Annotated in this window: 14 protein-coding genes and 2 pseudogenes; 11 read left to right on the top strand and 5 right to left on the bottom strand. The window is 63.7% G+C overall.

Going from position 1 to position 11,781, the window contains the following annotated elements:
* Window positions 1-39 precede the first annotated feature (39 nt).
* Entirely contained in the window at window positions 40-648 is a 609-nt protein-coding gene (locus EN845_RS30870) for a glutathione S-transferase family protein (RefSeq protein WP_127873457.1), read from the top strand.
* A 292-nt stretch (window positions 649-940) separates the two neighbouring features.
* On the opposite strand, the gene EN845_RS30860 is transcribed toward EN845_RS30870, so the two are convergent.
* Together EN845_RS30860 and EN845_RS30855 are read right to left on the bottom strand one after the other, a co-directional pair.
* Entirely contained in the window at window positions 941-1,141 is a 201-nt protein-coding gene (locus EN845_RS30860; protein WP_127873492.1) for a hypothetical protein, read from the bottom strand.
* A gap of 272 nt (window positions 1,142-1,413) precedes the next feature.
* The gene (locus EN845_RS30855) at window positions 1,414-1,626 is read right to left on the bottom strand and encodes a cold-shock protein (protein WP_015316174.1); all 213 of its coding nucleotides are present in this window, start codon (window positions 1,624-1,626) and stop codon (window positions 1,414-1,416) included.
* A 275-nt stretch (window positions 1,627-1,901) separates the two neighbouring features.
* Between EN845_RS30855 and EN845_RS30850 the strand changes: the two genes are divergently transcribed.
* Entirely contained in the window at window positions 1,902-2,228 is a 327-nt protein-coding gene (locus EN845_RS30850) for a hypothetical protein (RefSeq protein ID WP_127279108.1), read from the top strand.
* Window positions 2,229-2,387: 159 nt separating this feature from the next.
* Here EN845_RS30850 and EN845_RS30845 read toward each other — a convergent pair whose 3' ends face one another.
* On the bottom strand, window positions 2,388-2,957 hold the full coding sequence (locus EN845_RS30845; protein ID WP_127873456.1) for a methylated-DNA--[protein]-cysteine S-methyltransferase: 570 nt from the start codon (window positions 2,955-2,957) through the stop codon (window positions 2,388-2,390).
* Between the two features lie 182 nt (window positions 2,958-3,139).
* Between EN845_RS30845 and EN845_RS30840 the strand changes: the two genes are divergently transcribed.
* The 5 genes from EN845_RS30840 (at window position 3,140) to EN845_RS30820 (ending at window position 7,782) form a co-directional block, all read left to right on the top strand.
* Window positions 3,140-4,078: a lytic transglycosylase domain-containing protein gene (locus EN845_RS30840; RefSeq protein WP_127873455.1), complete on the top strand. Its 939-nt coding sequence runs from the start codon at window positions 3,140-3,142 to the stop codon at window positions 4,076-4,078.
* Window positions 4,079-4,083: 5 nt separating this feature from the next.
* Window positions 4,084-4,572 (top strand): GNAT family N-acetyltransferase, encoded by a 489-nt coding sequence (locus EN845_RS30835; RefSeq protein WP_127873454.1) that lies wholly within the window; start codon window positions 4,084-4,086, stop codon window positions 4,570-4,572.
* A gap of 153 nt (window positions 4,573-4,725) precedes the next feature.
* A complete protein-coding gene (locus tag EN845_RS30830; RefSeq protein ID WP_127873453.1) occupies window positions 4,726-5,994 on the top strand; it encodes an ABC transporter substrate-binding protein in 1,269 nt (422 codons plus the stop codon).
* A gap of 47 nt (window positions 5,995-6,041) precedes the next feature.
* Window positions 6,042-6,956: a sugar ABC transporter permease gene (locus EN845_RS30825; protein WP_127873491.1), complete on the top strand. Its 915-nt coding sequence runs from the start codon at window positions 6,042-6,044 to the stop codon at window positions 6,954-6,956.
* A gap of 1 nt (window position 6,957) precedes the next feature.
* A complete protein-coding gene (locus tag EN845_RS30820) occupies window positions 6,958-7,782 on the top strand; it encodes a carbohydrate ABC transporter permease (RefSeq protein WP_127873452.1) in 825 nt (274 codons plus the stop codon).
* Between the two features lie 16 nt (window positions 7,783-7,798).
* On the opposite strand, the gene EN845_RS30815 is transcribed toward EN845_RS30820, so the two are convergent.
* Window positions 7,799-8,137, bottom strand: a complete 339-nt coding sequence (locus EN845_RS30815) for a hypothetical protein (RefSeq protein ID WP_127873451.1) — start codon at window positions 8,135-8,137, stop codon at window positions 7,799-7,801.
* A 156-nt stretch (window positions 8,138-8,293) separates the two neighbouring features.
* Here EN845_RS30815 and EN845_RS30810 point away from each other — a divergent pair, with 156 nt between their 5' ends.
* The 4 genes and pseudogenes from EN845_RS30810 (at window position 8,294) to EN845_RS30790 (ending at window position 11,578) form a co-directional block, all read left to right on the top strand.
* Complete coding sequence (locus EN845_RS30810; protein ID WP_127873450.1) at window positions 8,294-9,037, top strand: DUF899 family protein; 744 nt, start codon at window positions 8,294-8,296, stop codon at window positions 9,035-9,037.
* Window positions 9,038-9,185: 148 nt separating this feature from the next.
* Complete coding sequence (locus EN845_RS30805; protein WP_245511843.1) at window positions 9,186-10,139, top strand: YihY/virulence factor BrkB family protein; 954 nt, start codon at window positions 9,186-9,188, stop codon at window positions 10,137-10,139.
* A gap of 103 nt (window positions 10,140-10,242) precedes the next feature.
* A complete protein-coding gene (locus EN845_RS30800) occupies window positions 10,243-10,788 on the top strand; it encodes a DUF4142 domain-containing protein (protein ID WP_127873448.1) in 546 nt (181 codons plus the stop codon).
* Window positions 10,789-11,138: 350 nt separating this feature from the next.
* Window positions 11,139-11,578 (top strand): annotated as a pseudogene (locus EN845_RS30790) (cupin domain-containing protein).
* Window positions 11,579-11,673: 95 nt separating this feature from the next.
* On the opposite strand, the pseudogene EN845_RS36270 reads toward EN845_RS30790, so the two are convergent.
* Window positions 11,674-11,781: pseudogene (locus tag EN845_RS36270) on the bottom strand (IS110 family transposase); the annotation flags it as partial.

Genomic DNA, 11,781 nt, shown 5'->3' with positions numbered 1-11,781 from the left:
GATAATCCGCCCGCAGAAGCAGCGCTCCGGGGACCGGCAATGATACTTTACAGCATGATCGACAGCGGCAATTGCTACAAGCCCAGGCTGCTGATGGCCAAGCTCGGCCTCGCTTTCACCACCGTCGAGGTGAGTTCGCATACCGGCGACACGCGCAAAGCCGATTTCGTCGCCAAGAATCCGAACGCCATGGTGCCGCTGCTGGAACTGGACGATGGCCGGCGGCTGGCCGAATCCAACGCCATCCTGCTCTATCTCGCGGAAGGCACGCGCTTGCTGCCGACGGACAGATACGAGCGCGGGCTCGCCTATCAGTGGCTGTTCTTCGAGCAGTACAGCCACGAGCCTTACATAGCCGTGCGCAAGGCGCTGCTGACTTTTCCCGAACGGGCCGCGGACGCGACGCCCGAGCGGCTGGCGACGACGCTGGAGCGCGGCAACAAGGCGCTCGGCGTCATGAACACATATCTCGAAAACAACGCTTTCTTCGCCGGTGGCGCCTTCAGCATCGCCGACATCGCGCTTTATGCCTACACGCACACGGCGGAGCAAGGCGGCTTCCAGCTCGACGCCTATCCCGAGGTGGTGGCCTGGCTCGGCCGCGTGGAGGCGGATCCGGGGCATGTGCCGATCGAGTGGGTGGGGTAGGTCTGTCTCGGTCGTTCCGAATTGTGCGTTGGGGTCTGTGTGCTATTTGTAAGGCGGTCGTATTCTGCGTGGCTGCCGATCCATATCCAGTTATAGCCGTCAGCACTTTCCAGAGCCAAGGCACGATAGTTGCTATCTATTCTCGCCGACCAAAGCTCACCGACTTTCTTGAAATGGAGGGAGGGATGACGTGGGTTTTCCCTCAACAATGTAAAGCTCTTGTCGGCTAAACGGCGAGCCGATTTCGGCAAGGACCGATACCTCGTCCAAAAACTTGCCGTGGCGCGGTGTCTCACAGGTCGCGCAATTTACCGGCGGCAATCTCAGCGCGAGCCTCGGCCACCAATTTGTCCAGTCTGCCTGCCTTGACATCGGCTTCAATCTGCCGATCCCAGATGTCTGCCTGCAGTGCCTCGAACCAGGCGGCAAACGCCTTCAGTTCTTCCGGGCTCAACTCGGTGATGGATTTTTCGATTTGTTCAAGCTTGGTCATGACCTGGATGGTACCATTGTTGGCCATATGGTGCCACCGGTGGGACATAGGCCGGGCTTAGATGGCCAAAATCCAGGCAAATAAAAAGGCGGGATAAATCCCGCCTTCCCATTTCGGTAGCCTGATCGGGAGCGTCCGGTCCGGGCTGGCAGCTATCTGCTGTTCCAGCTTGTCGGGTCTTTCCACTCCGGCGCGCTTCTCGCGCGACCGTCAGTACATCCGTGACTTGCCGCGCGCCCCGAACTCTCGTCCGGCGCGCGCCATTTTCAAAATCAGGCTGCCTTGCTCAGAGAACCAGCGGACGACTTGCCAGTGCGGCGGTCCTGCTCGATCTCGAAGTTGATCTTCTGGCCTTCGACCAGGGTCGACAGGCCAGCGCGCTCGACAGCCGAGATGTGGACGAAAACGTCCGCGCCGCCGCTGTCAGGCTGGATGAAGCCGAAACCCTTGGTGGCGTTGAACCACTTGACCGTTCCAGTTGCCATAAAAATAGTCCTTCACATTTGCTTTGGTATGACCGGACCGAAATCCAGCCGGTGTGCATCGAGATTTTGGAGATAGACGTCAGCAAACGCGAAGATCGCGAGGCCCGGATCGATCGGCCGAAATATCAATGGGGCTGATATAGGCTGCTTTCGCACAAAAAACAAGACTGCGTGAAAAAGCCGTGATCGGGGGCCGCCCAACGGCCGCCCCAATCTGGTGAAACCGTGACGCACGATCGCGCCGTCCCCGGGCGGCGGATCGAGGGGAGAGGACCATGAAAACCATCCTGCTTGCCGCCTGCCTCACGCTGGTGGCCGCCCAGGCGCAGGCGATCTCGCGCTACGACCCGACGCGCATGAGCTGCGGCAAGGTTCAGTCGACGATCGCGCGCCAAGGTGCGGTCATCCTGCGCTATCAGTCGAAACGGGTGCCGGGGCTGCCGCTCTACGACCGCTACGTGCAGAGCCAGCAGTTCTGCACCATGGGCGAGGTGAGGACGCGGGCCTATGTGCCCAGCGCCGACACCAAGTCCTGCCCGGTCTATATCTGCAAGCGGCCGGACAATGAGCGTTTCAGGCATCGCTTCATACGCCGCCACTAGGGTGTGCCGATATTCAGGTGATGCCGGCCTGCAAACCGTGGCTTCCTCCGCTTCCGGTGCTCACGTACTTCAAGTACGCTCCGCTCCGGTTCTCGGAAGCCACAGTTTTCGGCTTGGCCTGACCTGAATCTCAACACACCCGGGAGCAGCTTACTGCTCTCAAAACCCGAAGGACACCTGCGCCGGCGGCGGCGGGCCGACGCGCACGCCTTCCATGGCCAGCATCTTTTCCTTGGTGACGGAGCCGCCGGGCGCCGAGAAGCCGCCGATCTTGCCGCCGGCGGCCAGGATGCGGTGGCACGGGATGACCAGCGGCACCGGATTGGCGCCAAGGGCGGCACCGGTTTCACGCGGCAGGCCGGCATGGCCGGCGCGCTTGGCGAGTTCGCCATAGGTGGTGGTTTCGCCATAGCCGAGTTTTCGTGCGGCGTCGTAGATGGCGAGGCGGAAATCGTCGATGCCGTCGAGATCGACGGGAAAGCCGGTGAAATCGACGTCCTCGCCCGCGGCATAGGCCTTGATCGAGGCAATCAGCTCGACCACCCATGACGGCTGGGCCGTGGAGACGGAAACGCCGGCGTAGCGCATCAGCCGCCGCTCCACCGCTTCGCGGCTGCGTTCGGGCAGGCAGAGCCGGATCAGGCCCTTTTCGCTCCAGGCGATGCCCATGAAACCGATCACTGTTTCTAACACTGCGTGGCCAGCTGTGATCGAAGAGGTCGTTTCCATGCTGTGCTCCTTTCCGCAAAGCGGCGGAATCCGGGATTCCTGCTGGTACATATCAGGAACAATATGGCACCGCTGCCTGCATCCCGCCACCCGAAAACCACCAGATGGCCCCGATTGCTACCCAAGAATCGCTGGTGTAAGGGAAATCTTAACGACCCGACAAACCGGACTCCGAGCGCGGCTTGCCAGCAAAACAAACCCTTATCGCCATCGGTGTGATCGTCGCGGCAGCCGGCATGAGCGGCTGCACCTCGACCTCGCAGATGAAGGCCGCGCCGTCCCTGACCGAAACCGCGACCATGGCAGGCAGCGATGCCGGCTTCACCGTGCCGCTGCCGGACACGGTTTCGGTGCTGCCTCAATCCTCTGGAATCACGCCGGTTCAGACGGCCGAGTTGACCCCCGGCCTGGCCACCCCGGCACTCGATCCCGCCGCCCAGCCGGCCGCGGCGACCGCCGCCTTTGCCGGGGCAACGCCTACAACGCCGGCAGTCCCCGCCGTGATGACCGCCAATGCCTGGCAGGCGCCGCCGCCGTCCAAGGCCGGTCAGCCGGTCGAGGCCGCCGCGACCTACACGACCGCGGGGCTCATCGTGCCGGCGGTTGCCAAGGGCGGCCAGAAAATGCCCGGCGTGCAGCAGGTGGCCTATGTCGTGCCGCAGAACCCGGCTGCCCTGGTGCAGTTTCCGTCGGCGCCAGTCGAGCCGGCGGAAGAGCCGCACGCCACCGGCGTGCGCGGCGACGTCGACCGCCTGATCGTCAAATACGCCGCCTTCTACCAGGTGCCGGTGGATCTGGTGCGCCATGTCGTCAACCGCGAAAGCACCTACAATCCCAAGGCCTACAATAACGGCCATTGGGGACTGATGCAGATCAAGCACGCGACGGCGCGCGGCATGGGCTATGACGGGCCGGCCAAGGGCCTGTTCGACGCCGAGACCAATCTCAAATACGCGGTCAAATATCTGCGCGGCGCCTGGCTGGTGTCGAACGGCAACGCCAAGAAGGCCGACTGGCTCTACCAGACCGGCTTCTATTTCGACGCCAAGCGCAAGGGCCTGCTGGAGGCGACCGGCCTCGGTGTCGACCGCAAGCGCGGACGTCTTCAGCCCGACGCCTGAGCGCGATGCCCGAACCGCGTCCGCCGGCTCCAAACGACATCCGGCTGCGCAAGATCCTCGACGAGACGCTGGTTGCGCCGCACTGGCCTGACGGTTTTGTCATGCGCAGCTTCGAGCGCGGTGACGCGCTGCCGCTGCATGCGCTGCTGGGCGAAGTGTTCGACGATGGCACAGACGGCCCCTTCGACGAATGGTGGCCACGCATATCCGAAGATCCCGAATTCGACCCGGCGCTGTGTTTCCTCGTCATCGATGCCAAGGGCCGGCTGGCCGCGGCCGCACTGTGCTGGAGCTCGGCATTCGTCAAGGACCTGGCCGTTCATCCGGAGGCACGCGGCAAGGGTGTCGGCGAGGCCCTGATGTGGCACGCCTTCGCCATTTTTCGCGACCGGGGTGCCGCCCGTGTCGATCTCAAGACCAATACGCTCGAGAACGCGGCCGCCGTGCGGCTCTACGAGCGGCTGGGGATGCGGCCGGTCGCCTGGGAAGGCTGACCGGGGGCGTTAACCCACCCGTCACCGTCATGGCCTGTTCGACCACCGGTGATGGCCTGTTCGGAACCCAAAGCGCTGCTCCGCATTCAATGAACGGTGGGGTCTGACCGGCTGCCGGTGTTATGCGCCGCCGGCTGCCAAGGAGATCCACCGATGAAGGTTTTCCACGCATTGCTGGCGTTGAGCGTCGCTGCCGTGCTCGCTGCGGGTCCGGCGCGGGCCGTCGAGCTGTCGATCGTGTCGGGCGACACCGGCAACGGCCTCAAGGTGCTGCGCGAGATCCTCGACCACTATGAGAAAGTAAGCGGCGACAAGGTCACCATCGTCGCCATGCCGTCGTCCGGGACCGACCAGTTCGGCCAGTACAGGCTGTGGCTCGCCGCCGGCAACAGCGACGTCGACGTCTACCAGACCGATGTCATCTGGGCGCCGCAGCTCGCCAACCAGTTCGTCGACCTGACCGAGGCGACCAGGGATGTCGTGGCCACGCATTTCCCGTCGATCATCCAGTCGCAGACCGTCGATGGCAGGCTGGTGGCGCTGCCGATCTTCACCGATGCACCGGCGCTCTATTACCGCAAGGATCTGCTCGACAAATACGGCGCCAAGGTGCCGGCCACCTGGAAGGAGCTGGGCGACACCGCCAGGCTGGTGATGGACAAGGAGCGTGCCTCGGGCAACAGGGATATCTGGGGCTTCGTCTTCCAGGGCAACGCCTATGAGGGGCTGACCTGCGACGCGTTCGAATGGGTCGTGTCGAACGGCGGCGGCCATATCGTCGAGCCGGATGGCGCGATTTCCATCAACAACGCCCAGGCGGCGGCCGCGCTCGACATGGCCAAGGGCTGGATCGGCACCATCGCGCCGCCGGGCGTGCTCGCCTACCAGGAAGAAGAATCGCGTGGCGTCTGGCAGACGGGCAATGCGGTCTTCATGCGCAACTGGCCCTATGCCTATGCGCTGGGCAACAGCCAGGGGTCGCCGATCAAGGGCAGGTTCGACGTCGCGCCGCTGCCGGCGGGCACGGGCGAGGGCGCCCGCCCGGCGGCGACGCTCGGCGGCTGGAACCTCGCGGTCTCGAAATATTCCAGGCACCCGGATGCGGCGATCGAACTGGTCAAGTTCATTGCCTCGCCGGCAATGCAGAAATACCGCACGCTGAAGACCGCCAACCTGCCGACCATCCAGGCGCTCTATGACGATGCCGACATCGCCAGCCAGCAGCCGATCATACCGCACTGGAAGGATGTCTTCCTCAATGCCGGGCCACGGCCCTCGGCGGTGACCAGGAATAAGTACAACGAGGCGTCGAGCCAATTCTGGAACGCCGTCCACAAGACCTTGTCCGGCGAGGGCAGCGCCGCCGACAATCTGGCTGACCTCGAGGCGACGCTGACCCGGCTGAAAGGCAAGGGCTGGTGAGCGCGCGACAGTCTGATGCCGCCGACCGGCGCCAGGGCTCGCGGCTGATGCGCCAGCGCGTGCGCTCGGCGTGGCTGTTCCTGGCGCCGATGCTTCTGGTGCTCGCCGCCGCTGCCGGCTGGCCGCTTGCCCGCACGGTCTATTTCAGCTTCACCGATGCCTCGCTGTCCGATCTCGACGCCCGCCAATGGGTCGGCCTCGCCAACTATGTCTCGGTTCTGCGCATGCCGAGCGGCAGGGTCATCCACGACGGGCTGCTTCTCGACCCGGTCTGGTGGGGCGCCGTGTGGAACACAGTGCGGTTCGCGGTGGTTTCGGTGACCTGCGAGACGATCCTCGGCATGGTCGTCGCCCTGGTGCTCAACGCCGAATTTCCCGGCCGCGGCATCGTCAGGGCGGCGATCCTCATCCCCTGGGCGATCCCGACCATCGTCTCGGCCAAGATGTGGCAGTGGATGCTGAACGACCAGTTCGGCATCATCAATGTCGTGCTGATCAACCTGGGGCTGATCGACACCAAGATCGCCTGGACAGCCAGTGCCGACACCGCGATGGCGGCGGTGCTGATCGTCGACATCTGGAAGACGACGCCCTTCATGGCGCTGCTGATCCTGGCCGCGCTGCAGATGCTGCCGCGCGAGATCATCGAGGTCGCCAGGCTCGACGGCGCCAATCCCTGGCAGATCTTCTGGCGGGTGACCTTGCCGCTGATCCGCCCGGCGGTGATGGTGGCGGTGATCTTCCGGGCGCTCGATGCGCTTCGCATCTTCGACCTGATCTATGTGCTGACGCCCAACAATGCGCACACCAAGTCGATGTCGGTATTCGCCCGCGAGAACCTGTTCGAGTTCGACAAGTTCGCCTATGGCTCGGCCGCCTCGACCCTGCTCTTCCTCATCCTCGCCTTGCTCACCATCCTCACCATCCGCATCGGCCGGATAAGCCTGGAAGGAGGACGCTGAGATGTGGGTCCTGAAGCGCACGGCCTTTTATCTGCTGGTCGGGGCAATCGTGCTCATCGCGGTGTTCCCGTTCTACTATGCCATTGTCACCAGCCTGAAATCGGGGACCGAGCTGTTCCAGGCCGATCCGTGGCCGAAGGCACCCAGCCTCGACAATTATCGCAACGTGCTGGCCGAGGGTGCCTTCATGCGCAATCTCCTGAATTCGCTGGTCGTTTCGGGCGCGGTGGTGGCGCTCTCGCTGTTCCTCGGCGTCACCGCGGCCTACGCACTGGCGCGTGTCCGTTTTCGCGGCCGCTCGGCATTGCTGTTCGCCATCCTGTCGGTCTCGATGTTTCCGCAAGTGGCGGTGCTGGCCGGGCTGTTCGAACTGGTGCGGATGTTCGGCCTCTACAATTCGCTCTTCGCGCTGATCTTCTCCTACATGATCTTCACCTTGCCGTTCACCGTCTGGGTGCTCACCGCTTTCGTCCGCGACCTGCCGGTCGAGGTCGAGGAGGCGGCGATCCTCGATGGCGCGACGCCATGGATCATCATCACCCGCATCTTCCTGCCGCTGATGTGGCCGGCGCTGGCGACCACCGGACTGCTGGCCTTCATCGGCGCGTGGAACGAGTTCCTGTTTGCCCTGACCTTCACCTCCAACGATGCGCGGCGGACCGTGCCGGTGGCGATCGCGCTGCTCTCGGGCAATTCGCAGTTCGAAATCCCGTGGGGCAACATCATGGCGGCCTCGGTGATCGTCACGGTGCCGCTGGTGGTGCTGGTGCTGATCTTCCAGCGCAAGATCGTCTCCGGCCTCACCGCCGGCGGGGTGAAAGGGTGAAGCGCGGACCTTGCGCTCAGATATCCGGCGCGTTGCCGATCTTCTGCTTGAGCTCCAGCGCCCAGGCGCGGCCCTCGTCGCCGCCCCACAGCAGCCAGGCGATGTATCCGGCGGAGGGGTTGTCCTCATTGCCGTAATTCTTGCCGCGCTTGTCGACCTCGTGGCGGGCAAAGTAGCTGACCATGCGGCGGATGGTGGACGGCGCCAGCTTCTCGCGGTTCTTCAGTTCGGTGGCCCGCGCGACGCCGATCTCGGTGCCGCCGCGCCCGAACTGCTTGCGTAGCCGCAAACCCTTGGCGGCGTTGTCGGCCACCACTTGCGGACAGCGCAGGTCGATCTCGTCGGTCTCGCTCATTTCGTCCCCCCGTGCTGGAAGCTGTAGCCGATGGAGGGAATGTCGCAAAGCCGGAGCGGTTCCGATGCAGGAATGTCGGAACCGGTTACGGCCAAACGTCCTTAGGGAGCAGAGCAACCGCGCCGGGACGCCGCGCGCGGAACCAAGGAGCCGATGATGATCACCTTTCCCAATGAATCCGCCAGATACCGGACCGCGCGCGAAAAGCTGCTGAAGAAGGAAATCGAGCTGCGCCGCGCCATGGAAGCCGTGGCCGAGGCGCGGCGCATCCTGCCGCCGGGCGGGCTGGTGCCGAAGGACTATGTGTTCGAAGCGCTGGATATCGCCGGCAAGACCGCGAAGATAAGACTGTCGGAGCTGTTCGCGCCCGGCAAGGACACGCTGATCCTCTACCAGATGATGTTTCCGCGCCACCCGCAGGAGACGCGCGACGTGGCGACCAGCGGCGGCACGGCGAAGCTCGCGCGGCCCGACCAGCCGTGCCCGTCCTGCACCGCGCTGCTCGACCAGTTCGACGGCGCGGTCGGCCATCTCGAAGCGGCCGGCTTCAACTTCGCCGTCGTGGCCATGACGGCGCTGGAAAACCTGGTCACGCTGGGCAGCGATCGCGGCTGGCGCAACATGCGGCTGGTGTCTTCGGCCAACAACAGCTTCAAGCGTGACTACAACGCCGAGTCGGCCGACGGTGCGCAGATCCCGCTGCTGTCGGTGTTTCATAGGGATGGTGACGGCATCAGGCATTTCTGGTCGTCGGAACTCGGCTTTGCGCCAACCGAACCCGGCCAGGACCCGCGCGCCATCGGCACCTGCGAGATCCTGTGGAATCTGATGGATTTCACCCCGGAAGGCCGGCCGGACTGGAACGAGCAGCTGCAATATGGCGAGGCGTGCTGTCACTGAGGCAGGCGCGCTCTTGCTGAAACTCTCGCTCAAGTCGGCCGGAACATCGGAAGACCCGCTGCATTGATAGGAGACGGTTTGCGACCCCTTTCACGGATTCGAAGTGCGACCCACACTTAAAAACGTATGGGACCTGGTGCGAGAAAGCGTGGTTGGCTTTGTCGACGACAATGCGCTTAGTCATGGCGCGGCGATGGCCTTTTATGCCGCCACGTCGCTGGCCCCGGTTCTGATAATTGTCGTCGCCATAGCTGGCATCGCATTTGGCCATGACGCGGCACAGTTGGCTTTGTCGGCCCAGATATCGGGGCTGATGGGTGCAGAAAGTGCGGCGCTCCTTCAGACAGCACTCGAAGGGGCATCCAGCAAATCATCGGGGACCCTGGCGGCCATCATCGGCGTGGCCACTTTGCTCGTCACCGCCTCCGCGGTGTTTGGCGAGATGCAGCAGGCCCTGAATGCAATATGGAAGGTTGAAGCGAAAGGGAGTTCGCTGTCGCGTCTCTTGCGGGCGCGTGCGGCGAGTCTCGGCCTGGTCGCCGCCCTCGGCTTTATGTTGCTGGTGTCCTTGGTGGCGAGTGCGGCGATCTCAGCCCTGGGCAATTTGATCAGCGCTCATTTGCCGTTCGGCGAATTTGTTCTGAGCGCGATCAACACGTTGATTTCCTTTTCCCTGATCTCGGTGATGTTTGCGGCGATCTACAAGGTCCTGCCGGACCGTGCCTTGGAATGGCGGGATGTTGCGATCGGTGCTGTCGTGACCGCCGCTCTGTTCACATTGGGGAAGTCGCTTATCGGTTGGTATATCGGCACAAGTGCGATCGCATCATCCTATGGTGCGGCCGGAGGGCTGCTCGTCATCCTGCTCTGGGTCTACTATTCATCGGAAATCTTTCTGCTCGGCGCCGAGTTGACCCGCGCCTATTCCGTTCGACATGGAAGCAGGTCCGACCTGGACGGGTGGGTTCAAACTGCTCCCGCTCCACAAAACCTTGTTTCAATTCGCCGAAGGCCCAGCTCTTCGGGCGCCGTGGCGTTGTTGGCGGTGGCGTGCGTGAGCGCAGTGATGACGGCCTTTCTGCTGGGGCCTCGTCGCCCGTAGGGAGAGAGCCGCTGCTCCTCGCGCGAGGAGAAGGGACGCGGCTGGCAACCTCACCGCATCTGCCGCGTTGGGTCTGCGAGGACACCCTTCACGGAGCGTTTCGATGAAACCGCGTCTTGCCATTGCCATGCTGGCCCTTCTGGCCGGCGCGCCTTCAGCCTTTTCCCAGCAGGCGGTCAGCACCTTGCCGGCGGTGTCGGAGGACAAGGTCGACACCGACACCTTCACCAGGACGCTGGCAAGCGCCAATCGCTTCGAGATCGAAAGCAGCAAGCTGGCGCAGAAAAAGGGCGTTGCGGCTGATGTGGCCGATTTCGCCGCGTTGATGGTCAAGGACCACACCAAGGCCGGCCAGGATTTCAAGGCGGCGCTGGAAAAGAGCCAGACCACGGCATCCATCAAGCCCGAAGGGCCGCCGTTGCTGCCGAAGGATCAGGCAATGCTCGACCAGCTCAAGGCGCTGGATGGCGAGGCCTTCCAGGCCAGATACATCACCTTGCAGACCGAGGCGCACAAGCAGGCGGTGGCGATGTTTTCCACCTACGCCCGCTCCGGCGACGACCCGGCTTTGAAGGAATTCGCCAAGAAAACGCTGGAGGTGCTGAAGATGCACGAGATGCATTTGAAGGATGTGGCGGCGGTGCATTAGGGGCTGGGCGAGTTGTTCGAGTGCAGGCCATCCTTCCGGCTGGTGGAGCCCCCTTCATTTCGTCATCCACGGGCGGAGCAAGGAGCGCAGCGACGCGGCGCAGACCCGAGGATCCATGCCGGGACTTCAAAGCGTCGCTACAGTGCGGAATTCTGTTCCGCTGCGTCCTCGATTGATGTCGCGGCATGGATCCTAGGGTCTCCGCGACGCCGCTCCGCGGCTGCTTCGCCCTAGGATGACGAAGGTGGGGGTGTCAGGCGCTCTACCCCGCGGCAAACCCCACACCCAACCTGGCCCTTTGCCTCCGCCCGCCATGAACTACACTGCCGGCATGACCCTCGGGAGCCACTATGCCCAAGATCGATCTCGCATCCGTGCCCGTCCGCAAAGGCTCCGGCTACCTCGCGCCCTTCATGCTCCTTGCGCGACCCGCACGCGCCGCCGCCTCGGCGATGCCGGCTGGCTCACGCTGCCGCCCGGCGGCTGGTCGAGCCAGCGCCACTGGCACAGCCATGAGGACGAGCTCGTCTACGTGCTGGAGGGCGAACTGGTGCTGGTCGAGGATGGCGGCGAGACGCTGCTCAGGGCCGGCGACAGTGCTACCTTCGCCAAGAACAGCGGCAACGGCCACCATATGATCAACCGCTCGGCGACGACGGCTGTTTACCTCGAGGTCGGCTCGCGCAATCCGGACGACGTCATCACCTGCTCCGACATCGACATGATGAGCCCGAGTTCCGATGGGCGGTTTTTGCACAATGATGGAACGCCGTATCCGGGGCAGGGGTGAACCCCGGGGGCGGCGCGCGACGCGGGCCTTCCTTCTCCCCTTGTGGGAGAAGGTGGATTGCCGCGAAGCGGCAAGACGGATGAGCAACTGTGTTTTCAGGCTTTGTCTGGATACCAGGGTTGGTTGTGTCGAAGCATGGCGCTGAGGATGGTCATAATCTTTCGGGCCACGGCGACGATGGCGACCTTTGGTTGCTTACCGTT

The sequence above is a fragment of the Mesorhizobium sp. M8A.F.Ca.ET.202.01.1.1 genome, assembly GCF_004791595.1.
GTDB lineage: Bacteria > Pseudomonadota > Alphaproteobacteria > Rhizobiales > Rhizobiaceae > Mesorhizobium.
Note: the sequence above shows the minus strand (reverse complement) of the source record. Positions and strands in the feature narration are given on the sequence as shown.

What these genes read in the sequence shown, in the direction of transcription:
- EN845_RS30830 (WP_127873453.1), top strand. Translation starts at nt 4,726, where the DNA reads ATGAAGGTTTTCCACGCATTGCTGGCGTTGAGCGTCGCTGCCGTGCTC.
- EN845_RS30820 (WP_127873452.1), top strand. Translation starts at nt 6,958, where the DNA reads ATGTGGGTCCTGAAGCGCACGGCCTTTTATCTGCTGGTCGGGGCAATC.
- EN845_RS30800 (WP_127873448.1), top strand. Translation starts at nt 10,243, where the DNA reads ATGAAACCGCGTCTTGCCATTGCCATGCTGGCCCTTCTGGCCGGCGCG.
- EN845_RS30855 (WP_015316174.1), bottom strand. Translation starts at nt 1,626, where the DNA reads ATGGCAACTGGAACGGTCAAGTGGTTCAACGCCACCAAGGGTTTCGGC.
- EN845_RS30845 (WP_127873456.1), bottom strand. Translation starts at nt 2,957, where the DNA reads ATGGAAACGACCTCTTCGATCACAGCTGGCCACGCAGTGTTAGAAACA.
- EN845_RS30815 (WP_127873451.1), bottom strand. Translation starts at nt 8,137, where the DNA reads ATGAGCGAGACCGACGAGATCGACCTGCGCTGTCCGCAAGTGGTGGCC.
- EN845_RS30835 (WP_127873454.1), top strand. Translation starts at nt 4,084, where the DNA reads ATGCCCGAACCGCGTCCGCCGGCTCCAAACGACATCCGGCTGCGCAAG.
- EN845_RS30810 (WP_127873450.1), top strand. Translation starts at nt 8,294, where the DNA reads ATGATCACCTTTCCCAATGAATCCGCCAGATACCGGACCGCGCGCGAA.
- EN845_RS30870 (WP_127873457.1), top strand. Translation starts at nt 40, where the DNA reads ATGATACTTTACAGCATGATCGACAGCGGCAATTGCTACAAGCCCAGG.
- EN845_RS30860 (WP_127873492.1), bottom strand. Translation starts at nt 1,141, where the DNA reads ATGACCAAGCTTGAACAAATCGAAAAATCCATCACCGAGTTGAGCCCG.
- EN845_RS30825 (WP_127873491.1), top strand. Translation starts at nt 6,042, where the DNA reads ATGCGCCAGCGCGTGCGCTCGGCGTGGCTGTTCCTGGCGCCGATGCTT.
- EN845_RS30850 (WP_127279108.1), top strand. Translation starts at nt 1,902, where the DNA reads ATGAAAACCATCCTGCTTGCCGCCTGCCTCACGCTGGTGGCCGCCCAG.